Source organism: Mycolicibacterium arenosum, assembly GCF_024320865.1.
GTDB lineage: Bacteria > Actinomycetota > Actinomycetes > Mycobacteriales > Mycobacteriaceae > Mycobacterium > Mycobacterium arenosum.
Genome location: NZ_JANDBD010000012.1, coordinates 206345 through 227989 on the forward strand (window position 1 = coordinate 206345; position 21645 = coordinate 227989).

23 protein-coding genes are annotated in these 21645 nt (G+C 68.5%); 4 read left to right on the top strand and 19 right to left on the bottom strand.

Annotation, left to right across the window (positions count from 1 at the left end; genetic code table 11):
* Positions 1 to 3: 3 nt before the first annotated feature.
* The 15 genes from NM203_RS26390 to mrf all read right to left on the bottom strand — a co-directional run bounded on the left by NM203_RS26390 (position 4) and on the right by mrf (position 15447).
* Positions 4 to 660, bottom strand: a complete 657-nt coding sequence (locus NM203_RS26390; protein ID WP_255063552.1) for a MadR family response regulator transcription factor — start codon at positions 658 to 660, stop codon at positions 4 to 6.
* A complete protein-coding gene (locus tag NM203_RS26395; protein WP_308212853.1) occupies positions 650 to 1981 on the bottom strand; it encodes a MadS family sensor histidine kinase in 1332 nt (443 codons plus the stop codon). Before NM203_RS26395 ends, NM203_RS26390 begins: the two co-directional genes overlap by 11 nt.
* A complete protein-coding gene (locus NM203_RS26400) occupies positions 1978 to 3192 on the bottom strand; it encodes an iron-containing alcohol dehydrogenase (RefSeq protein WP_408633417.1) in 1215 nt (404 codons plus the stop codon). Before NM203_RS26400 ends, NM203_RS26395 begins: the two co-directional genes overlap by 4 nt.
* 187 nt (positions 3193 to 3379) lie before the next feature.
* Positions 3380 to 4906 carry a VWA domain-containing protein gene (locus NM203_RS26405; RefSeq protein ID WP_255063553.1) on the bottom strand — a complete coding sequence of 509 codons (1527 nt, stop codon included), beginning with the start codon at positions 4904 to 4906 and terminating at the stop codon, positions 3380 to 3382.
* Between the two features lie 4 nt (positions 4907 to 4910).
* Complete coding sequence (locus tag NM203_RS26410; protein ID WP_255063554.1) at positions 4911 to 6044, bottom strand: AAA family ATPase; 1134 nt, start codon at positions 6042 to 6044, stop codon at positions 4911 to 4913.
* A complete protein-coding gene (gene mdo / locus NM203_RS26415; RefSeq protein ID WP_255063555.1) occupies positions 6044 to 7336 on the bottom strand; it encodes an NDMA-dependent methanol dehydrogenase in 1293 nt (430 codons plus the stop codon). Before mdo ends, NM203_RS26410 begins: the two co-directional genes overlap by 1 nt.
* Before the next feature lie 161 nt (positions 7337 to 7497).
* Positions 7498 to 8571 (bottom strand): ergothioneine biosynthesis PLP-dependent enzyme EgtE, encoded by a 1074-nt coding sequence (gene egtE, locus NM203_RS26420; RefSeq protein WP_255063556.1) that lies wholly within the window; start codon positions 8569 to 8571, stop codon positions 7498 to 7500.
* A complete protein-coding gene (egtD, locus tag NM203_RS26425) occupies positions 8568 to 9536 on the bottom strand; it encodes an L-histidine N(alpha)-methyltransferase (RefSeq protein ID WP_255063557.1) in 969 nt (322 codons plus the stop codon). The genes egtE and egtD overlap by 4 nt, the downstream gene beginning before the upstream one ends.
* Positions 9533 to 10225: an ergothioneine biosynthesis protein EgtC gene (gene egtC, locus NM203_RS26430; RefSeq protein ID WP_255063558.1), complete on the bottom strand. Its 693-nt coding sequence runs from the start codon at positions 10223 to 10225 to the stop codon at positions 9533 to 9535. The genes egtD and egtC overlap by 4 nt, the downstream gene beginning before the upstream one ends.
* Positions 10218 to 11492, bottom strand: a complete 1275-nt coding sequence (egtB, locus tag NM203_RS26435) for an ergothioneine biosynthesis protein EgtB (RefSeq protein ID WP_255063559.1) — start codon at positions 11490 to 11492, stop codon at positions 10218 to 10220. The genes egtC and egtB overlap by 8 nt, the downstream gene beginning before the upstream one ends.
* Complete coding sequence (gene egtA, locus NM203_RS26440; RefSeq protein ID WP_255063560.1) at positions 11489 to 12772, bottom strand: ergothioneine biosynthesis glutamate--cysteine ligase EgtA; 1284 nt, start codon at positions 12770 to 12772, stop codon at positions 11489 to 11491. The genes egtB and egtA overlap by 4 nt, the downstream gene beginning before the upstream one ends.
* A 115-nt stretch (positions 12773 to 12887) precedes the next feature.
* Positions 12888 to 13529, bottom strand: a complete 642-nt coding sequence (locus NM203_RS26445) for a sensor domain-containing protein (protein ID WP_255063561.1) — start codon at positions 13527 to 13529, stop codon at positions 12888 to 12890.
* 3 nt (positions 13530 to 13532) lie between these two features.
* Positions 13533 to 13964 (bottom strand): organic hydroperoxide resistance protein, encoded by a 432-nt coding sequence (locus tag NM203_RS26450; protein ID WP_255063562.1) that lies wholly within the window; start codon positions 13962 to 13964, stop codon positions 13533 to 13535.
* A 59-nt stretch (positions 13965 to 14023) separates the two neighbouring features.
* Positions 14024 to 14263, bottom strand: a complete 240-nt coding sequence (locus NM203_RS26455; RefSeq protein WP_255063563.1) for a type B 50S ribosomal protein L31 — start codon at positions 14261 to 14263, stop codon at positions 14024 to 14026.
* Entirely contained in the window at positions 14260 to 15447 is a 1188-nt protein-coding gene (mrf, locus tag NM203_RS26460) for a ribosome hibernation factor-recruiting GTPase MRF (RefSeq protein WP_255063564.1), read from the bottom strand. Before mrf ends, NM203_RS26455 begins: the two co-directional genes overlap by 4 nt.
* 100 nt (positions 15448 to 15547) lie before the next feature.
* Here mrf and rpmB point away from each other — a divergent pair, with 100 nt between their 5' ends.
* From rpmB to rpsR, 4 genes are read left to right on the top strand one after another with little or no spacing between them, the layout of a single operon-like run.
* On the top strand, positions 15548 to 15784 hold the full coding sequence (gene rpmB, locus NM203_RS26465; protein WP_255063565.1) for a 50S ribosomal protein L28: 237 nt from the start codon (positions 15548 to 15550) through the stop codon (positions 15782 to 15784).
* The gene (gene rpmG / locus NM203_RS26470) at positions 15784 to 15948 is read left to right on the top strand and encodes a 50S ribosomal protein L33 (RefSeq protein WP_255063566.1); all 165 of its coding nucleotides are present in this window, start codon (positions 15784 to 15786) and stop codon (positions 15946 to 15948) included. Before rpmB ends, rpmG begins: the two co-directional genes overlap by 1 nt.
* 1 nt (position 15949) lies before the next feature.
* The gene (gene rpsN / locus NM203_RS26475) at positions 15950 to 16255 is read left to right on the top strand and encodes a 30S ribosomal protein S14 (RefSeq protein ID WP_255063567.1); all 306 of its coding nucleotides are present in this window, start codon (positions 15950 to 15952) and stop codon (positions 16253 to 16255) included.
* Positions 16249 to 16509 (top strand): 30S ribosomal protein S18, encoded by a 261-nt coding sequence (gene rpsR, locus NM203_RS26480; RefSeq protein ID WP_408633421.1) that lies wholly within the window; start codon positions 16249 to 16251, stop codon positions 16507 to 16509. The genes rpsN and rpsR overlap by 7 nt, the downstream gene beginning before the upstream one ends.
* Here the strand turns inward: rpsR and NM203_RS26485 are convergent.
* The 4 genes from NM203_RS26485 to katG form a co-directional block, all read right to left on the bottom strand.
* A complete protein-coding gene (locus tag NM203_RS26485; RefSeq protein WP_255063569.1) occupies positions 16496 to 17020 on the bottom strand; it encodes a hypothetical protein in 525 nt (174 codons plus the stop codon). The genes rpsR and NM203_RS26485 overlap by 14 nt on opposite strands.
* A 188-nt stretch (positions 17021 to 17208) precedes the next feature.
* On the bottom strand, positions 17209 to 18663 hold the full coding sequence (locus NM203_RS26490; protein WP_255063570.1) for a catalase: 1455 nt from the start codon (positions 18661 to 18663) through the stop codon (positions 17209 to 17211).
* A 119-nt stretch (positions 18664 to 18782) separates the two neighbouring features.
* Positions 18783 to 19274 (bottom strand): hypothetical protein, encoded by a 492-nt coding sequence (locus NM203_RS26495; RefSeq protein WP_255063571.1) that lies wholly within the window; start codon positions 19272 to 19274, stop codon positions 18783 to 18785.
* A 143-nt stretch (positions 19275 to 19417) separates the two neighbouring features.
* Positions 19418 to 21613 carry a catalase/peroxidase HPI gene (gene katG / locus NM203_RS26500; RefSeq protein ID WP_255063572.1) on the bottom strand — a complete coding sequence of 732 codons (2196 nt, stop codon included), beginning with the start codon at positions 21611 to 21613 and terminating at the stop codon, positions 19418 to 19420.
* Positions 21614 to 21645 lie beyond the last annotated feature (32 nt).

The following is a 21645-nucleotide window of genomic DNA, read 5'->3' on the forward strand; positions in this document are numbered from 1 at the left end:
GCTCTAGATGAGGCCGCGCTTGCTGGCGGCGTAGACGGCCTCGGCGCGACGGCTCACCTCGAGCTTGCGCATGATGTTGGAGACGTGGAACTTCGCGGTCGTCGCGGAGATGTAGAGCTTCTCGCCGATCTCGTGATTCGACGACCCGGTGGCGAGCAGGCGCAGCACCTCGAGTTCGCGATCGGTCAGCTGCTGGCGAGGCTCGTTGCGCCCGTTCAACGACCGGACGACGGCTGCGGCACTGCGGGCGTCGAACGCGCTCTCCCCCGTCGACACGGCCCGGATCGCGCGCACCAGTTCGGTGGTGTCGACGTCCTTGACGACGTAACCGCGGGCCCCCGCATGCACGGCGCGCACCACCAGATCCTCGTCGAGGAACGTGGTCAGCACCAGCAGTCCGAGCTGGGGATGCGCAGCGGACAGCTTGGTGCACAACGACAGTCCCTCGAAGTCCGACCCGGTGGAGAGCTTGAGGTCGAGTAGCACGACGTCGGGTGCCATCGCCCGGACCACCGCCTCGGCCTCGCCCTCCGACGACGCCTCCCCGACGACGATCAGGTCGTCCTCGCGCTCGAGAACCGCCCGCAGGCCCTGGCGCAGTATCGCGTGATCGTCGACGAGGACGAGTCGGATGCAGCGGGTCGTGGTGTCAGCCGTCATGGCCGGCTCCTTCTGATCGATGAACCGGAATGGTGGTCACGACGCGCACCCCGCCGATGCGCGACCGCTGCACCTCGAAGGTGCCGCCGTACTCCCTGGCCCTGGCCCGCATGTTGGCCAGTCCGCGGTGATGTCCGTCGACGTCGTTGGCCTCGGCCAGCCGCAGGGCCAGCCGGAGCCGCTCCGGATCGCCTGTACCGTCGTCGGATATCGCCAGCTGCACGGCCGTGGGCCGATAGCTCAACCGCACGATCGCGCGACTTCCGTGCCCGTGCATCGCCGTGTTGAACAGCGCCTCGCCCGCGATCCTCAGCAGGGCGTGCTCGATCTCGCTGGGCAATTCGATCGCGGTGCCCGAGACCCGCAGCGAGATCCGCAGATCGTCCGGCATGTGCACGGTCGCGAGCTGTTCGAGCAACTCGGGCAGGCTGGACCTGTCGGAGTGCCCCGGATGGTTGAGCGCGTAGATCGCCGAGCGCAGCTGCTCGACCGCCGACCTCGTCAGCTCCTTGGCGAGGTCGAGCCGCGACGTCACTCCGGAGCCGGGCCCGGCCTCGCTGCGCGCCACCTCGATCTGCATGCCCGCTGACAGCACGCACTGCGTGACGCTGTCGTGCAGCTCGCGCGCGATGCGGTGCCGTTCCGAGTCCAGCACCTGATGTCGTTGCGCCGCATCGAGTTCCCGCTGCGTGGCGAGCAGCTCGCTGTACCGCGCCTGCGACTGCGCCAACAGCGCCTGCGACGTCTGGAACAGCGCGCAGTTCTGCAACGCCACCGCGGTCTGGCTGCTCAGGATGCGCATCACCGTCTCGTCGGTGCCGTCGAGCGTCCGATGGCTGGGCGTCCACGCGGCGAACGCGCCGATGACACCGCCGTCGAGTTCGATCGGGACGTGCGCGTGGTGGCTCTCGATGACCGGCAGGCGGAACTGCGCGAGCTGGCCGCGCAGCACGTCGTTGAGCCGGTTCAGCACCGCGTCCGGAAGATGCGACCCCGGATCGCGCGCGCCGGCCAGCCCCTCGAACGAGTACGCGACGCCGTCCGCGTCGAGGATCAGGTGCCGGGGCCGCGCCTCGGGCAGCGCGCCGTCGGCGAGCGCTAGGAGCACCCAGTCCGCGCCCAGATGGGTGCGCGCCGCCTCGGCGACGGCACGCACCAGCGGCTCGGGTCCGCGTGTCGTCTGCACCAGCGCGCGCGAGATGTCGTCGAGGGCGGCGACGACGCGTTCGGTGCGTTGCGCGGCGACCCGGAACTCGGGGTAGAACGTGCCCTTGCCGGACCGGACCCCGGTTAGCCGGTCCAGATCCGGTGCGGACGTCACATCGCCGCCCGGAACAGCGCTTCCAACTGCTTCTCGTCCGCGGGTCGCGGGTTGGTGGTCATGCACGCGTCCTGAAGCGCGTTCACGGCGAGGATCGGCAGATCGTCGTCGCCGACCCCCAGTTCGCCCAAGCCGCGCGGAACGCCCACGTCGGCTGCGAGCTTCTCCACCCGGTCGGCCAGCGCGCAGGCGGCCTCGGCGGCGGGGGTGCGCGCGTCCACCAGGTTGAGGCAGTTCGCGATCGTCGCGTACGGCGCCGGATCGCTCTCGGCGTTGAACCGGATGACGTGCGGCAGCAGGACCCCGTTGATCACCCCGTGCGGGAGATCCAACAGCCCGCCGACCTGATGGCTCATCGCGTGCGCCGCGCCCAGGATCGCGTTGGTGAACGCCAGCCCCGCCTCCAGCGACGCCTGCGCCATCAGCACGCGCGCACCCATCTCGTCGGGCCGGTCGATGGTGTCGACGAGGTTGTCGGTCACCATCGCGACGGCGCGCAGCGCGTGGTGGTCGGTGAGCTGGTTGTGCCCCAGCGACACGAAGGCCTCGATGCCGTGGGTCAGCGCATCCAAACCCGTTGCAGCGTTGAGCCATTCGGGCATCGTGGTCAACACCCGAGGATCGATCACGGTGATGTCCGGCACCAGCGCGCGGCCCAGGATGGTGATCTTGGTGTTCCGGGCGGTGTCGGTGACGATGCAGAACTGCGACACGTCGGCGCCCGTACCGGATGTCGTCGGCACGACGACGAGCGGCGGGATCGGCATCGTGGCCTTGTCCACGCCGGCGTAGTCGAGGATGTTCCCCCCGTTGGCGGCCAGGATCGCCACGCCCTTCGCGGCGTCGATCACCGAACCGCCGCCGAGTGCGATCAGCACATCGCAGCCGTGCTCGCGGTAGTACTGGTAGCCGGCCGCGATCTCGTGGTCCTTCGGGTTGGGCGTCACCGCGCTCCACACCCGCGCATCGACGGCCTGCGCCGTGAGGTGGCCTACGAGTTCGGCTACCCAGCCCGCCTCGATCAGACCGGGGTCCGTCACCAGCAGCGGTCGCAGTGCGCCGAGACGCAGCGCGGCGTGCGCGGCCTCGGCCATCGATTCGATGCCGAACACGATCTCGGGAGCGTGGAACTTCAGCAGCCGACTGGCGGGAGCGGGCTGGGCGTGCCGTTCGTACTCGGGCACCGGCGTCGGAGTCGCCGCGTAACTCACCGCGCGAGCCTCCCGACTCGCGCGCACGTTCGCGGAATGTGATCCAGGCAACATCTCACTGACCACACTATGTCCCGAACGGGTCGGGACCAACACCGAACCGGCCAGCCGACCACCTGCCCGATCGGGTAGGTGGAAGCCAACGGACGCGAGACTCAAACCCGATTGTTCTCCGCGCAAGCGCTCATCACCTTCCCACCGCCGCCGTCGCCATCTCCACCGCCGCGTGCTCGAGTCCGCGCAGGTCACGGACCACTCGCACCCGGCTGCAGTATTCGGCGTAGGCGGGCAGGTCACAGCTGCCCAAACCCCAGGAGTACTTCGGCTCCGGCGTCAGCCAGATGGTCTCGCGCGCCCGCCGGGTGATCTCCTGGAAGGCCCCGAGGTTGGGGTCCCTGGTGTTGTTGCGGCCGTCGCCGAGCACCAGCACGGTGGTGCGTCGATTGACGGCCGACGCGTGCTCGGCGACGAAATCGCCGAACGCCCTGCCGTAATCGGAGTTGGCGTCCACGTCCAGCACGTCACCGCCGAAGATCAGGCCGAGCGCCCGCTCGCTCGGGAAGTCGCGGAACAGTTCGGTGGTCTCGGCGATCTCGGCGACGAACGCGAACGATCGCACCTGCGCGAACATGTCCTGCAGTCCGTGCACCAGGTTCAGCGTGAATCGCGACGTCGCCCGCACCGACAGGCTGACGTCGGCCAGCACCACCAGGCGCGGCCGGTCCTCGGCGCGACGGACGGTGACGGGTACGAACGGGATCCCGTCAGTGCGCATGTTGCGGCGCATCGTCTGGCCGGAGTCGACCCGGCCCGCCGCCGCGGTGCGCCGCCGATGAGTGAGCGCCCCGTGCAGGCTGCGCGACAGCCGGCGCAGCGAATCCTCGAGTTCCGCGCGCTCGGACTCCGCGATCCGGTCGACGCGCGCCTCCCGCTGCTCACGCTGCTCGACGATCTTGTTCTCCAGGGCGAGCAGCGCTTCGAGATGTCGCTTGAGCGCCTGCGGCAGGTTCTCGAGGACACCGGTCAGCCGACGGCGCAGCGCCGCGGCGTCGGATTCGTCGCCGTCGGCGTCGGCGTCGTCGATCTCGTTGAGCCACGCCAGAAGAGCGTCCTGTTCGGCGATCGTCAGCGATGCGTCGACGCTCGTCCCGGTTGCCGAGGACAGGGTGCCGGGAGGCCCCGCCCCGTGCAGTCGATCGGCGGACAGTTCGACGCGGTACTTGTCGTCGTCGAGTCCCGTCGACTCGTTGGAGAACACGATCTGGTCGGTCAGGGCGGCCAGGTCGATCTTGTTGGCCTCCTGGTGCAGGTTGTACTGCTGCGCCAGATCCTCCTGCTTGAAGTAGTCGCGGATGCTCTTGGGCTTGCCGTGCTCGTGGCCCTCCTCCGGCGTCTCGCTGGGCTCGTCGGAGAGCGTGAACGACTCGAGGTCACCGCTGTCGACGAGGTCGTCGTGCGCGTGGCTGTGACCATGCCCGTTGTCGTCTTTCCCGACACGCACCAGCGCGAAGAAGGCATCGAACACCTCGTCGAACATCGGGGCGTCGCGCTGATCCTTGACCAGTGCCACGCGCAATGCGGTGCGCAGGACAGCCCGGGAGGTGAGGACACCGGGCTGCCCGGCGCACCGCATCGCGTCGAGCACCTCGGGGATCGAGATGCGCAGTCCCGCAAGGCGTAGCAGTCGCACGAAGCGGTGCAGGGTCGCTTCCATCGGTCTAGAGCGCCCGGCGCCGGCCCAGCGATGGCGGAGTCTTCTGCCCACTCTTCTTCGGTGTGCCGTAGTACCCGTCGGCGAACCGGTTGGGCGTGTCCTTCTCCGCGCGTCTCTCCTTACCGTCGACGCCGTGGTCGTGGTCGTGGTCGTGGTCATGGTCGTGCGGACCGTGATCGTGCGCGTGGCCGGCTCCGTTGTGCGTGTGCAGCGAGTCCGGCACCCGTGCGTTGGGGTCGACGAGCCGCGGTAGTGCGTCGAGCGCCTTGCGAACGTCCTTGTCGTACTTGACCACAACGGACACGGTGTCCGACAGCACCTTCGCGTTGAGCTCGTCGACCCCGAGCACCGCCAGGGTGCGGGCCCAGTCGATCGTCTCGGAGATGCTCGGCGACTTGCGCAGGTCGAGCTCACGCAGCCCGCGCACGACCTCGACGAGCTGGGCCGCCAGCGCCTCGGTGAGGCCGGTGTCCTTGGACCTCACGATCTCCAGTTCGCGTTCGGCGGCCGGGTAGTCGAGGAACAGATGCAGGCAACGCCGCTTGAGCGCGGCCGCCAGGTCGCGGGTGTTGTTCGACGTGAGGATGACGTAGGGCACGTGCTTGGCCTTGAAGGTCCCGATCTCCGGAACCGACACCTGGTACTCGCCGAGGAGTTCCAGCAGGACCGCCTCCAACGCCTCGTCAGCGCGGTCGATCTCGTCGATCAGCAGCACCACCGGTTCCTCGGAGCGGACGGCCTCCAGCAGCGGCCGAGGAGCCAGGAACCGGTCGGAGAAGAAGACGCTCTCCTGCTTGCCGATCCGGTCGACGGCTTCTGCGACGTCGACTGCATCTTCTACGAGCTGACCTATCTTCTCGCGCAGGATCTGCGTGTACAGCAGCTGTTTGCCGTAGTCCCACTCGTAGAGCGCCTTCGTTTCGTCCTGGCCCTCGTAGCACTGCAGCCGGAGCAACCGGCGGCCGGTTGCGGTCGCCAGCGCCTTCGCCAGCTCGGTCTTCCCGACGCCCGCGGGTCCTTCGATCAGGAGCGGCTTGTCGAGCCTGGTTTGAAGGAAAACCGTTGTCGCGAGCCGCTCGTCGGCGATGTACCCCTCGCCGGCGAGTGCCTCGCGGACGTTGTCAACTGTGTCGAACATCAGCTCAGCAGGTCATCCAGGTCGCCGTTCATGCAGTGCTCGACGACGGGGCGGACGAGATCGAAGGTGCACTCCTTGGCGTTGCCCGGCGTGCAGGCGTCACCGAGCACGTGATTGGTGATGCGGTCGACGTCGGCCTTGTCGCCCTTGATCACCGGGGCGTTCTCGTAGAACTTGGTCGGCCCCTGGCCCAGCCGGTTCTTCGAGTAGCTGTCCTGCTTGACGTCGGTGAACTTCTCGATGATGTTCACGTCGCGCAGCAGTCGGATGGCGGCGGCCAGGGCCGCGTCGGCGGCCTGTACGTCGGTCATGCCGTAGGTGTCGACGCCCATCGCCTGCGCGATGTCGGCGAAGCGCTTGTAGGCCACCGGCATGTTGAACGCCCACACCCGCGGTAGCGCGATCGCGTTGTTCAGCCCGTGGTGGGTGTCGTAGAACGCGCTGATCGCATGTGAGATCGAGTGGATGATGCCGAGGCCGCCGGAGTTGAAGGCCTGCGCCGCAATGTATTGCGCGTACATCATGCCCTGCCGCCCGGCCAGGTCCTCGCCGTTCCAGGTGGCCTCGCGCAGGTTCTCCGCGGTCAGCTTGATCGCGCGGATGGCATTGCCGAGTGACGGCTCGAAGTTCAGCCGCGACACGTAGGGCTCGGAGGCGTGCGCGAGCACGTCGAAGCCGCACTGCGCGGTGTAGTCGACGGGGCAGCTGTAGTACAGCACCGGGTCGTCGATCGCGAGCGTCGCCACCGAGGCGTCGTCGAACGCCACGTACTTGTGCGGGTTGTCGGGATCGGTTGTGGTGTCGGTGATCACGTAGGCCCAGGAGGTTTCCGAGCCCGTGCCCGCCGTGGTGGAGATCGCGATGTGCGGAGGGTTCTTCGGGTTCTCGGACATGTTGAAGCCCTCGAAGTCGTTGACGTTACGACCGTCGTGAGCGACCGAGATGCGAGCGCCCTTGCATGCGTCGTGGGTGGAACCGCCGCCGATGGAGATGAAGCTGTCGCACTCCTGCTCCTGGTAGAGCTTCACGGAGTCCATGACGTTGTAGTCCTTCGGGTTGGACTCGACCTGGTCGTAGACGACGACCTCGAGACCGTGCCACTTCAGCGACTCCGCCATGTTGTGCACGATGTCGGTGCCGCGCAGACCCGACGACATCAGCAGCGTCTTCTTGAAGCCCATCTTCAGGGCCTCGGGACCGACCATCTCGTGGGCTCCGGGGCCCATCATGGCGCGGGGGAACGGGTGGAACTCCTTGATGGGAAACGGCTTGAGTAGGTCTTCGACCTTCATGGTGGTCCTTCCTGAACATCGGCGAGCAGCACGGTGGTATCCGGGCCTCAACGTAGGCCTGCCGGTGTGACGCGCGGAACAGCCTTGAGCGAGAAAAGAATCCTCGGGCAGCACAGGTCGGGACACCCGGATAGGGGCGACCTGTCCGGGTGGGTAGGTACCTAGCCGACGGCGGTGAGCGCGGCGACCACCGTCTGGAGATCCTCGGCCGTGACGTCGACGTGCGGTGACACCCGGAGCGCGGGGCGGGTCATCTCCAGCGGTGCTCGTTCGACGCCGAGATAGGTCGTGACGACGCCGTGCTCGGCGATCAGCCGCGCCCGCACCTGTGCCGCGTCGACGCCGTCGGGCGGGGTCAGCGTGGTGATCGCCGACGGCTCGTCCACCGGTTCGACGACCTGCCAGCCGGGCACCTCGGCCAGCGCGGTCCGCGTCCGTGCGCCGACTTCGGCAAGCCGCGCGCGGACGCGTGCGGGGTCCGCCGCGAGGTGCTCGCCGAGCGCGAGCGCGAACCCGACTCGGGCCGCCACGTTGGCCTCGTTGTGTCCGAGCCGCAGCAGCGTCGGCTCGCTGAGCCAGCCGGGCCTGGTGGCGAGGAAACCGACGCCACGGGGCCCCGCGGTCCACTTGCGCGACGTCCCGTACACCGCGTCCGCGTCGACGTCGGCGCAGTCGAGGTGCGCGAAAGCCTGTGCGAGGTCGACGATCAACGGGATCCCCGCGGCGCGGCAGGCGGTCGACACCGGGGCCACCGGGTGCACGATTCCGCGATGGCTGCTCAGCGGGGTGAAGTGCACGAGTGCGGGCGGGTCGGCTGTCAGGGCCGCCACGGCCGCCTCGGCGTCGAGCCTGCCCGCGTCGTCCGTTGGCAGCGGCCGAACCTCGAACCCGTAGCGGGCGAGGGTCAGCAGGCTGGGACCGAACTCACCGGGGATGCACGCAACCGTGCGCTCCCCGGTCCAGTCGGCGAGCAGGATGTCCAGCCCGTTGTTGGCCCCGGTGGTGTACACGACGTCGTCGGCTGCGAAGCCCGTCAGCGCGCTCACCGCGGCGCGGCCCGCGGCCAGCACCGGCCCGGCCGCCTCCGCCGCGACGTAGCCACCGACCTCCGCTTCATGCCGCGCGTGCGCGGCGGTGGCGTCGATGACCGCGAAGCTCGGCCGCGAGCACGCGGCGCTGTCGACGTGCACGCCGACCGGCGCCGGCCGCGCCGTGCGCCACTCGGCGAAGGTCACCGACGTTCCGCGAGCGACAGGCCGAAGTCTCCCGCCTCATCGGTCCACCACTGGGTCCGACGAAGGCCGGCGGCGGCCAACTCCGCCTCGACACCCTCGGGCCGGAACTTGCACGACACCTCGGTCAGCATCTCCTCGCCCGCGCCGAAGTCGACCCGCAGATCGAGCCCGCCGATGCGAACCTGCTGCGGACTGCTTGCGCGAAGCCACATTTCGATGCGCTCCTCGTCGGCGTTCCACCGCGCCACGTGATCGAAGGCGTCGATGTCGAAATCGGCGTCGAGTTCGCGGTTGACGACGGCCAGCACGTTCTTGTTGAAGTGTGCCGTGACCCCTGCGGCGTCGTCGTAGGCGCGCACCAGTCGGCCGGTGTCCTTCACCAGGTCGGTGCCGAGCAGCAGCGTGTCACCCGGCTGCATCGTGTCGGCCAACGCCGCCAAGAACTCCGCACGCGGTCCGGGGGTGAGGTTGCCGATCGTCGAGCCGAGGAACGCGATGAGCCGGGTGCCGACCATCGAGATCTTGCCGAGGTGCTCTTCGAAATCCCCGCACACGGCGTCGATCTCGACGCCCTGATACTCGGAGGCGATCGCGCTCGACGCGGCGGTCAGCACGCTGGCGTCGACGTCGAAGGGGATGAACCGGCGCAGGGCACCGGCGTCGCGCAGTGCGTCGAGCAGGTTCCGAGTCTTCTCCGAGGTGCCGCTGCCGAGTTCGACGAGGGTGTCGGCGCCCGAGGCCGCCGCGATGTCGGCGGCCCTGGTCCGCAGGATCTCCGCCTCCGCGCGCGTCGGGTAGTACTCCGGTAGCCGGGTGATCTGATCGAACAGGTCACTGCCCGCGGCGTCGTAGAACCACTTGGGCGGCAACGACTTCGGCGTCGACGTCAACCCGTCGCGGACGTCCGTCCGCAGCGCGGTGGCCGCCGAGTCCGCGGCGAGGTAGTTCGACAGGGTGATGGTCACGATGATCCTCTCAACGGGGTCAGTTCGACACCCGAGTCACGGACGTCGACGAGATGACGGTCGGGAACGTCCTGCCACGCCGGGTCGTCGTCGTAGGGTTCGCTGGCGACGACCACGCCATCGGGGCGACGCAGTATCGACAGCGTGTCACCCCAGGTGGTGGCCAACAGTCGGGTTCCGTTGCCCGCCAGGATGTTCAGTCGAGCGTTCGGGTCCGCCTCGCCGACCTCGGCGATGGTGGCATCGAGGTGGTCGAGGCCGCGGTCGAAGATACGTGCGGCCAGCAGGGCGCTGTCGTTGGTCGACTCGGCGTCGCGCGACAGTGGCAGCACCCCGCGGTCGACGACGCCGTTGTGCGACAGCAGCCAGGTGCCGTCGGTGAACGGCGCCGACGCCGACGACTCGATCGGCATGCCGACCGTGGCGGAGCGGACGGCGGCGACGATGCATCCGCTATGAAGCACCGGGGCCACCGAGGCGAACGACGCGTCGTTCCACAGCGGGCCGGAGCTGCGCCACCGCCGGGGCTCGACCCCGTCGAAGAAGCCCACCCCCCAGCCGTCGGCGTTCAGCAGCCCGTGCTTCTGACGGCGCGGCGAATAGGACTGCACGACAAGGCCGTGCGGCGTGTCGAGGATCAGTGATGCCACCGACACGGGCGCGCCGAGCCAGCCGAGATGCCTACACATCCCAGGCCAGCCGAACCCCGCTGAAGATCTGCCGACGGATCGGGTGGTCCCAGTTGCGGAAGCTGGGCCGCAGGATCCCGGCCGCCACGGACCACGCCCCGCCGCGCAGCACGTGAAAGTCGCCGCCGAAGAACGGCTGCGTGTACTGCTCGTAGAGCATCGGGGTGAAACCCGGCCACGGCCGGATCGGGGAGGAGGTCCACTCCCACACGTCGCCCAGCATCTGCTCGGCGCCGTAGGCGGAGGCACCCCCTGGATAGGCCCCGACGGGCGCGGGGCGCAATGCGTCGCCGCCGAGGTTCGCCAGTGCTCCGGTGGGTTCTCCGGATCCCCAGGGGAAGCGGCGGCGGCGCCCCACCGCCGGATCCCAGGCGCAGGCCTTCTCCCACTCCTCTTCGGTGGGCAACCGCGCGCCGGCCCACGCCGCGTAGGCCTCGGCTTCGAAGTAGCTCACGTGTTGGACGGGTTCGTCGTCGGGGATCTGCTCGACGTGACCGAATCGGATTCGCGACCCGTCGGGTCTCCAGAACTGCGGCGCAACGAGATTCGCGTTCTGCCGATGCTGCCACCCGCGCTCGGACCACCATCGGGGCTCGCGGTATCCCCCGTCGGCGATGAACACACGCCACTCGCCGTTGGTGACCGGAACACGCCCGATCCGGAACGACGGCACGTCGACGAGGTGAGCGGATCGCTCGTTGTCGAGGGACTGCGGTTCGTCGGCGGCGTCGACGCCGAGGACGAACGGGCCGCCCGGCACCGGCACCGAGGTGCCCGCGACACCCGGCCGACCCGGAGGCAGCGGCGTCCCCGAGTCGAGCAGAGCCGGGCCGGTGCGCAGGTTCAGCGCCTGAAGCATGGTCTCGTCGTGCTGATTCTCGTGGCTGACGACCAGTCCGAACGTGAAGTCGTCGGCGTCGTCGGGCAGCGCGTCGAGGCTGTCGAGCGCCTTGTCGCGGACGGTCGCACAGTAGGTGCGGGCGTCGGTCGGCGGGAGCAGCGGCAGATCGACTCTGCTGGCACGTGAGTTCTGGAAGGCGTCGTAGCAGCGCTCGACATTGGGTTCGAGCAGACCCGGCCGGGCGGGGTCGTTGCCGCGCAGCAGCCACAACTCCTCCTGCCAGCCGATGTGGGCCAGGTCCCAGACCAGCGGGCTCATCAGCGGGTCGTACTGCCGGAGCAACTCGGTGTCGTCGAGATCGACCAGCCGCAGCGTGCGTTCCCGTGCCAGGGTCAGGTCCCTGGCGAGTGCCTCGCGCGAACTCACGATCGACCTCCGGCCACCTCGATGACCGCCGCCTCGATTCCGTGCTCGACGACGCGATCGGAGAAGTCGTCGGCGGCGCTGCGTCCGCTCTCCACCGCGGCGAGCAGTCGCGCCATGCCATCGGCGAGATCGGCGGGCGCGCGCTCGGCGGCGGCGCTCACGCACTGCACCGCCGACTGCTGCAACCGGCGATCGGCGAGACCCACGCGCGCGGCGCGGTCCCATGCGGTCGCGACATCCGCGGTGGCCGCCGTGGCAACGGCAGCCGCAGCGGGGTCGTCGAGCAACGTGACGAGGGTGAACACCACAGCAGGCCAAACCGATTCGGGCAGGCTGTCCAGATATCGGATCTCCAGGAATCCTCGCGGCCGGACCGGGGGGAAGAGCGTCGTGAGGTGGTAATCGAGGTCCGCCTCGGTGGGACGGCGCTCGCCGAGCAGCGTGCGCCCGTCCGCCCAGTCGACGAACGGCACCCAGTCCGTCACCGGAACCGCGGCACCACCGGGGGTGCGCTCGCGCACCAGCATGACCGGGGCGCGCAACGCGTATTGCGACCAGTCGTTGACGGGGTCGTCGCCGCTGGCGCCCAGCACCGGGCCGCACCGTGCCGAATCGAGCTGACTCCAGACCCGCTGCCGCGTGCTGCGCCAGCCGGAGAATTTCGCATGAAGCAGAGGCGAATTGGCGGCGATGGCGATCATCGTGGGTCCCAGTGCGTGCGCCAACCGGACGCGGTCGGCCCAGCCGTCGCGCGGGCCTGCATCCACGTTGACCTGAACCGAGGCCGTGGACGTCATCATCGCGGCACCCGCGTCCGCGGTCCCGCTGGCCGCGAAGAAGCGCTCCATCGCGCGGTAGCGGTCACCGGGGTTGATGCGCTTCGCGGGACGCAGCGGGTCGGCGCCGAGCAGCACCAGACCGAGACCATGCGCGGCGAAGGCCCGTGTCAGGACCTCGCTGTCGGCGCGCATCGCGGCGATGGCGGCCACCGGCCCGTCGAAGGGCGGGCCGGACAGTTCGACGGCGCCACCCGGTTCGACTGTGATGAGACTGCCGCCGGGCAGTGCGGGCACGGTCGCGATGATGTCGGTGATGCGGTCCCAGGTGGGACGCTCCACCGGGTCCGCGAGATCGAAGCAGTGCGCCTCGATCTCGAGGCCCACCTTCCCGGTGCGACCGTCGATCAGGCAGTCGCCGCCGATGTGCAGTGCGGCGTCCGCCGCGCTGGTCAGGTCGACGTCGGGTCGGGTTCCGCACAGCCCCGAAGTGGAGGTGGTCATGCAACCGGCCCCTTTCGGGTGTGGGCAGCGCCCTTGAGGTGACGCGCGATCTCATCCATCTTGGGCGAGCGCTCTGACAAAGTCGTGCGAATTCGCCGCGTTCGACGGTTTGCCGTTATTGCCCCAGCGAGTTCTGCATCGCCCCGGCCAGCACGTTCGCGGCAGGACCGCCGTTGCCCGGTTGGCAGACTTTCGCTTGCAGCAGAACGTTCTCCCGCAGCCGGGTCTGCACGAAACATCGGCGGTCTATACCCGCTTCCTGCTTAACCCACACGGCGTCGGTCGGCGTGACCGTCGTTCCCGTGAAGGTCCACACCTCGTTGACGAAGTCCTCCAGGTGCATCGTCGTGGTCTGGCCCGAGCATCCGCGGGTGCGGTCGACGACGCGCTGGAACGCCCTGGTCGCGGCGTCGTTGGTGGCGAACACCCCGACCGCCTGCTTGACCAGGTGCGTGTCGTCGTTCGGCGCGCGCTGCGCGACCGCGCCGTTGAACGACGCCAGATCGGGGTCGGCGTAGACGTCGGGCAAGCCCACGTCGGCCCAGTTGTTGCACTGCGGCTCGTCGATCCAGAACGCCTGGAACGGCGCGGTGAAGGTCGACTCGAACGTCATGGGGGCACCCACGATGTTGCCGACCGAGCCCTTGCCGAGCACCGCGTACGAGACGACGCCGGGGTCGGACGGGCGGGCGGCGGCGGGCGCGGCCGCCGCGAGCGCCAGCGCGATCCCGGCGAGCGCCGTCGTGGTCACACGCACGGGCTAGAGAACCTTCGCCGACAGTTCGACGTCGATGTTGCCGCGGGTGGCCTTGGAGTACGGGCAGACGCCGTGCGCCTTCTCCATCAGGTCGTCGGCGACATCCTGTTCCAGCCCCGGAAGGTACCCGATGAGGCGGGCGGTCAGCCCGAAGCCGCCGTCGGAACCCTTGCCGATGCCGATCTGCGCGGTGATCCCCGAGGCGTCGTCGATGGCGATCTTCTCGGTGCGGGCGACCAGACGCAGCGCTCCGAGGAAACACGCGGCGTAGCCGGCGGAGAACAGCAACTCCGGGTTGACGCCCTCACCGCTGCCGCCCATCTCCTTGGGCGGCCGGGTGTCGAGGTCGATCTTTCCGTCGGTCGACTTCACGTGGCCGTCGCGGCCGCCGCCGCTCGCCGTGGATTCCGCGGTGTATACGACGTCGATGCTCATGGCTCGATAATGCCAGTCAGGCAGCGGGGGGGTGGAGGAGCGGAGCGACCGGGCGGGCGTTAACCGTAGCGGCGTCGGAACTTCTCCACCTGGCCTGCTGAATCGAGTACGCGCCTGGTGCCCGTCCAGAACGGATGCGAATCGGCCGACACCTCCACGACGACGAGCGGATACGTGTTGCCGTCCTTCCACTCGATCGTCCGTGCGCTGGTCATCGTCGACCGCGTGAGGAACGCCGTGCCGGTGATGGCGTCCTGGAACACGACGGGGTGGTAGTCGGGGTGGATGTCGGATTTCATCGCGTGCCCTCCTCGGTGGCTCCGGGTGCGGCGGCGCCTTCGGCTTCGCCGCACGGGTCCTCGTGCCAGTCGCCGAACGGGTCCGGGTAGCCCGCCCAGTCGTCCGGCACCGCCAGTTCGTCGTCGGTCAGCAGAGCATCTCGCAGCGTGTCGTCGATCGCGATGGGACTCGCCCCGCACGCGAGCACGGTGATCGAGGTGTGACGATCGCCGAACCTGTACTCCCACAGCAGGTCTGCGAACACCCGACGCTCGGGATCGACGTACGCGACCTCCGATGCGGTCATCGCGGCCAGCCACTTGCCCGCGGACTCGACATGCAGGCCGCCACCCGCGGTTTCGAGCCACATGACGTGGTGATGGCGGCTGGCCAGCCACAGCCGGCCCCGCGCCCGCACGACCCCGTCGAGCAGTACGTCGAGCGCGGTGTGCAGCCGGTCGGGGTGAAACGGTCTGCGCGCGTGGAACTCGAAGAGGTGGACCGCGCCGTGCGGCTCCAGCGGTGGCTGTCCGGCGAGCAGCGGGCCGTGCGGATGGTCGCTTCTCCCCCGCCGGGCGTTCGGCTCGAGGTGCGCGAGCGCGAGTTCGAGATGGGCGACGCCGGTGGTGACGCGCGCCCGTGCGGCGAGTCGACGCAACACGGCGAGGAGTGTCGACTCGGGGCGGTCGAGGACCACCACGTCGGCGAACTCGACCTGACCGACGACGACCTGAGCGACGGTGCGGCCGTCGTCGAGTTCGTCCTCGCCGAGAGCCTGCGGCAGCCAGGTGGCGGCGTCGACGGCCACGACGACCGCCGCCACCTCGACGTCACGGCCCGCGGGTCCGTCGAGGTAGCCGGGCCCGACCCGCACCCGGACCTGCGCGATGGCGCGGCAGATCGGTTCCGGCTCAAGCCACGGCGCCAGATGCACGACGACGCGGTGCACGTCGTCTCGTCGGTGCAGGCGCCGCAGCAGCACCAGCAGGTCGTTGCGGATCGTGCAGGACACGCAGCCGCGTTCCAATTCGAGCGGAACCGCGGAACTCGACAGGACGCCGTTGCGCGTTCCGATGACGGTGCGCAGCACCACCTGGCCGTCGAACCGGTGATGCACGACCAGTGTTCCCGGCTGTCGCAACAGCTCCCTCACCACCGCGTCGGTGTCGCCTTGGCCCGCGACGAGTATCACCGGCGTGCGCATGCATCCTCCTTATTGGGAATGATTGTCATTAAGATGGTGTTGACGCTACAGTCCTCGATGCCACTTGTCGAAAATCGTTTTCATTAAGCGAGGAGAGTTCGTGTCCGCCCACTGCCAGGTCACCGGGCGCCGTCCCGGCTTCGGCAATACCGTGTCGCACTCGCACCGGCGCACGCGCAGGCGTTGGTCGCCCAACATCCAGTCCAAGACGTACTTCCTGCCCTCGGAGGGCAGGCGGGTGACACTGCGCGTGAGCACCAAGGGGATCAAGGTCATCGACCGCGACGGCATCGAGGCCGTCGTCGCACGGATTCGAAAGAATGGAGAGAGAATCTGATGGCACGCAACGAGATTCGTCCTATCGTGAAGCTCCGCTCGACGGCGGGCACGGGCTACACCTACGTCACGCGGAAGAACCGCCGCAACGATCCCGACCGCATGGTGGTCACCAAGTACGACCCGGTGATCCGGCGGCACGTCGCGTTTCGCGAGGAGCGCTGACGTGGCCAAGAAGTCGAAGATCGCGGCCAACGAGCGCCGCCGCGTGATCGTCGCGCGCTACGCCGAGCGGCGCGCGGAACTCAAGCGGCTCATCGCATCTCCCGCGACCGCACCCGATCTCAGGCAGGCGGCGCAGAGCGAGCTCACCCGGCAACCGCGTGACGCCAGCCCCGTCCGGGTGCGCAACCGCGACGCCGTCGACGGCCGACCTCGAGGGCACCTGCGCAAGTTCGGCCTGTCCAGGGTGCGGGTGCGCGAGATGGCCCACGACGGGCAGCTGCCGGGCGTCCGGAAGTCGAGCTGGTGATGGCGAAGCCCAGCCGGGTTCGCAAGGACGAGCCCCGAAAGCCGAAGCGCAATCTGCTTGCCAGCGTGGGGGTTTCGCACGTCGACTACAAGGACACCTCGACGCTTCGACTGTTCCTTACCGACCGCGGCAAGATCCGCTCGCGACACGTCACCGGGTTGACGGTGCAGCAGCAACGTCAGGTGGCGACGGCCGTCAAGAACGCGCGGGAGATGGCGCTGCTACCACCGGCCGGTCCGGTCAGAACACCGTGATGGTGCAGTACGTCCGCGGCGGGGATGGGTACGGCCACGCGAAGTGTCCGACGTCGGACGGGCAGGCCTGCTGGTCACGCACGTCGAGACGTCTCGTGATCTGAACGAGCACACCCTGCTGGTCGCGATCGGTGCAGTCCGCGCGCACCATCACGCCGATCGGCATCTCCATGACGTAGCAGTGATCGGCGACGAGGTTCGGCACCAGACACAGCCGTGACGTGGCGTCATCGGCGAAGTCCGACGGCAGCTGCTGGTACTCGTTGCTCGGACACCGCCCGGCGTCGTCGCTCAGGGCACCGACGGTGTAACTCGGGTCCTCGGCGCAGGACACCTCACTCGCGTGCAGCATCTGGGGGGCGGTCGACGGGATCTTCACGCAGTCGCCGACACCGAAGACCTTCGTACCGGCGCGGGGGGCGGGCTCACTCACCAGGCTGCAGCCCGACAGCGCCAACACCAGGCCGAGCATCGCGAGCAGCACCACCCGCGCTGCGTGCCATGACGTCATGGGTCACGACATTCCCATGAACGTCACGCCGACGCCACAGTTTGCACAAAAGTAGACAATTTTCTCACAGTTCACTCCGGAATTACGGACCTGTGATTCGTCGGCGTGTCGGCTCTCGCGAGTTCTACGTCTTTGTCGTGGACTTCGTAACGACTACGACGATTTCGTAGAACTCGCGAGACGCCAACCTATCCGTCGCCGGCCCGCACGCCCTCCTCGACCTTCTTGCCGATCTCAGGGTCGACGTTCTTCCAGTACTCGAAGACCCGCGACAGCACGGGTTCCTTCACGCCATCGAGCACGTGGCCGACGATGTTGCTCACCAGCCGTTCCCGCGCGTCGTCGTCGAGCACCTCCCGCACCAACGTGCCCGCCTGACCCCAGTCGTCGTCCTCGGGCCGCAGCGTGTACGCCGTGCGGACCATGTCGCCATCCGAGGCCCAGTGCACCTCGGCCGCGCGAGCCGGGTCCGCGACCGGGCCGCCCATCGAGTTCGGCGCGTACACCGGATCGGTCGCCAGCTTGATGCGCATGGCCCCGTCCTTGGAGTACGCGTTGACCTCGACCTTGGGCTCGTTGACCGGGATCTGCTTGTAGTTCACACCGAGTCGGGCGCGGTGGGCGTCGGAGTAGGAGAAGCCGCGGGCGAGCAGCATCTTGTCCGGCGACAAACCCGTACCGGGCACGATGTTGTTCGGCTCGAACGCCGCCTGTTCGATCTGCGCGTGGTAGTCGACGACGTTGCGGTCCAGCGTCAACTTGCCGACGTCGATCAGCGGGTAGTCCGAGTGCGGCCACACCTTGGTCAGGTCGAACGGGTTGTACCGGTAGGTCTTGGCGTCCTCGAACGGCATGATCTGCATCTTGAGCGTCCAGCTGGGATGGTTGCCCGACTCGATCGAGTCGTACAGATCCCGCTGGTGGTAGTCGCCGTCCGCACCAGCCAGCCGGTCGCCCTCCTCCTGGGTGAGGAACTCGATGCCCTGGTCGGTCTTGAAGTGGTACTTCACCCAGAACAGCTCGTCGTTGGCGTTGACCCAGCTGTAGGTGTGGCTCGAATAGCCGTTCATGTGCCGCCACGTCTTCGGGATGCCGCGGTCACCCATCAACCACGTCACCTGATGCGCCGACTCCGGCGACAACGTCCAGAAGTCCCACTGCATGTGATGGTCGCGCAGATTGTTCGCGGCCATCCGCTTCTGGCTGCGAATGAAGTTCTGGAACTTCATGGGGTCACGGATGAAGAACACCGGGGTGTTGTTGCCGACGATGTCGAGGTTGCCCTCGGTCGTGTACAGCTTCAACGAGAACCCGCGCGGATCACGCCAGGTGTCTGGGCTCCCGCGCTCGCCGGCAACGGTGGAGAAACGCATCACCGTCTCGGTCTTGGCGCCGGGCTGGAACACCGCGGCCTTGGTGTACTGGCTGACGTCGTTGGTCACCTCGAAGTGGCCGAACGCGCCGCCGCCCTTGGCGTGCGGTTGCCGCTCCGGAATACGCTCCCGGTTGAAGTTGGCCATCTGCTCGATCAGGTAGTGGTCCTGCAGCAGAATCGGGCCATCGGGGCCGACGGACAGTGAGTGTTCGACGCTGGGAACGGGCGCGCCGCCGTCCGTCGTCGCGATCTTCGGGTTCGGGGCCATTCTGAATCTCCTTGTCGTGGGGGGCTGTCCACAGACTCGAACTCGCATACCCGGCGAGGCGCAGGACAAACAGCGCACCCCCCGGCCGATGGGGCCGGAGGGTGCGCGTCTGAGGCGGGTCAGCGGGGTGGTGTCGGCGCGGTCGACGGCGACGGCTGTGGTGCGCGCTGACCACCGGGTCCATTCGAGGCACCGGGGCCGGTGGATTCGCCGGGACCGAAGCCGGGACCGCCCTGCTCGAAGCCGGGGCCACCTCCGGGGAAGGAGAATCCGGGGCCGGGCCGCATCATCGGACCGGGGAACATCATCCCCGGCCCGCCGTCGTGATGCCTCGACATCTGGGGCGGCCCGCCACGGTGGTGGCCACCGGGCCCGTTGTCTCCGGCGTGAAGGCCGACCCAGAAGCCGGTGCCGAAGATGACCGCGACGATGACGACGACGCTGGCGGCGATTCCGAGCCCCGCCGCAACGACGTTGAGCCGGTTGTGCCGGGGGTGCTGTGGCGGGGGTGGCGGGGTTGGCGCCGGCGGCGGGGTCGGCGCGGGAGGCGGCGGCGGTGCCAACTGCTCCGTGGGCCCGGTCGCCGGTTCGGATGGATCTGTATCGCTCATGAACTCGATCATCCTCAGCGCGATGAGGTGTCCATCGAGAACCGGCTGTGAATCAGCTATGAGCGTCGCATGACGCACCGAGCGCCCAGCCCGACGCGAGGTCGGAACTGGGCGCTCGGCTCAGCTGACGGTTGGGCTGTACGTCAGCGCAGATCGTAGCGGTCGGAATCCATCACCTTGGACCACGCGGCGGCGAAGTCGTTGACGAACTTCTCCTTGGCGTCGTCCTCGGCGTAGACCTCGGCCAGCGCACGCAGCTGCGAGTTCGACCCGAACAGCAGATCCACTCGGCTGGCCGTGTACTTCTGCGCACCGCTGGCGCGGTCGGTACCGACGTAGGTGCCGTCGTCCGCAGGCGACGGGCCCCACTTGGTGCCCATGTCCAGCAGGTTGACGAAGAAGTCCGTCGTGAGCTGGCCCGGCTTGTCGGTGAGCACACCGAGATCGCTGCCCTTGTAGTTGGCACCCAGCACCCGCAGGCCGCCGACGAGCACCGTCGTCTCCGGCGCGGTCAGGTTCAGCAGGTTGGCCTTGTCGATCAGCAGGTACTCCGGCTCCAGCGGCAGACCCTTACCCGCGTAGTTGCGGAAGCCGTCGGCCTTGGACTCCAGGTAGTCGAACGACTCGACGTCGGTCTGATCCTGCGTCGCATCGCCGCGACCCGAGGTGAACGGCACCTGGACATCGAAACCGGCTGCCTTGGCGGCGGTTTCGACACCGACGTTGCCCGCCAGCACCACCAGGTCGGCGAAGGACACCGCCACACCCGACGACGCCTGGATCTCCTCCAGCTTGGCGATCACCGGTGCCAGCTCCTCGGGCTCGTTGGCCTCCCAGCTCACCTGCGGTTGCAGCCGAAGGCGTCCACCGTTGGCACCGCCGCGCATGTCACTGTGCCGGTAGGACGACGCCGCCTTCCACGCGGTCGACACCAGTTGCGGCACAGTCAGACCCGATTCGGCAATCGCGCGCTTGAGCGTCGCGACGTCCGCATCGCTGAGCGGGGTGCCCGCGGGCACGACGTCCTGCCACAGCCACGTCTCCTGCGGAACCAGCGGCCCGAGGTAGCGCACCACCGGGCCCATGTCACGGTGCAGCAGCTTGAACCAGGCCTTGGCGAACTCGTCGGCCAACTCCTCCGGATGGTCCAGCCAGCGCCGGGTGATCTTCTCGAACCCCGGATCCATCCGCATCGTCAGGTCGGTGGTCAGCATGCTGGGATGGGTCTTGCCGTCACCCTGAGCCATCGGCACAGTGCCTTCACCACCGCCGTCCTTGGGCTTCCACTGGAAGGCGCCCGCCGGGCTCTTCGTCAGCTCCCACTCGTTGCCGTAGAGCACCTCGAGGTAGGTGTTGTCCCACTTCGTGGGGGTGGGCGTCCAGGTCACCTCGAGGCCGCTGCTGACGGTGTCGTTGCCGACGCCGGCGTTGGCCCAGCCGAAGCCCTGCAGTTCCAGCGCGGCGGCCTCGGGCTCGACGTCGTTCTCGACCGGCGTACCGCCGTGCGCCTTACCGAAGGTGTGGCCGCCGACGATGAGTGCCGCGGTCTCCACGTCGTTCATCGCCATCCGGCCGAACGTCTCGCGGATGTCGGTTGCTGCGGCCAGTGGATCCGGCTTTCCTTCGGGGCCTTCGGGATTGACGTAGATGAGACCCATGTGGCTGGCACCCAGCGGGTTCTCCAGCTTGGTCCGGTCGCCGTTGGCACCCGCGTAGCGCTCCTGGCTGCCCAGCCACTCGTGCTCGGCGCCCCAGTAGACGTCCTCCTCCGGCTCCCAGTAGTCGGGCCGGCCGAACGCGAATCCGGCGGTGGTGAAGCCCATGTGCTCCAGCGCGCGGTTACCGGCGAAGACCAGCAGATCGGACCACGACAGGTTCTTGCCGTACTTCTTCTTGACCGGCCACAGCAGGCGGCGGGCCTTGTCGAGGCTGACGTTGTCGGGCCAGCTGTTGAGCGGGGCGAAGCGCTGCATGCCCTTGCCGCCGCCACCGCGTCCGTCCACCACGCGGTAGGTGCCCGCGGCGTGCCACGTCATGCGGATGAAGAACGGGCCGTAGTGGCCGAAGTCCGCGGGCCACCAGTCCTGCGAGTCGGTCATCACGGCGTCGACGTCGGCGGTCAGCGCGTCGACGTCGAGGTTCTGCACGGCCGCGCGGTAGTCGAAGCCGGGCAGCGGGTTGATGGCCTCGGGATCCTTCTGCAGGATCTTCAGGTTCACCGCGTTCGGCCACCAGTCGCGGTTGCTACCACCCTCGACGGGCGGCCTGATCACCATCGGGCAACCGCTTTCAGCGGGCTCGGTCTGCGCCTCGCCGATCGGGGGGCTTGTCTCGGCCATGTTCTGGTCCTCTCCGGGGCTGTCGGAACTGG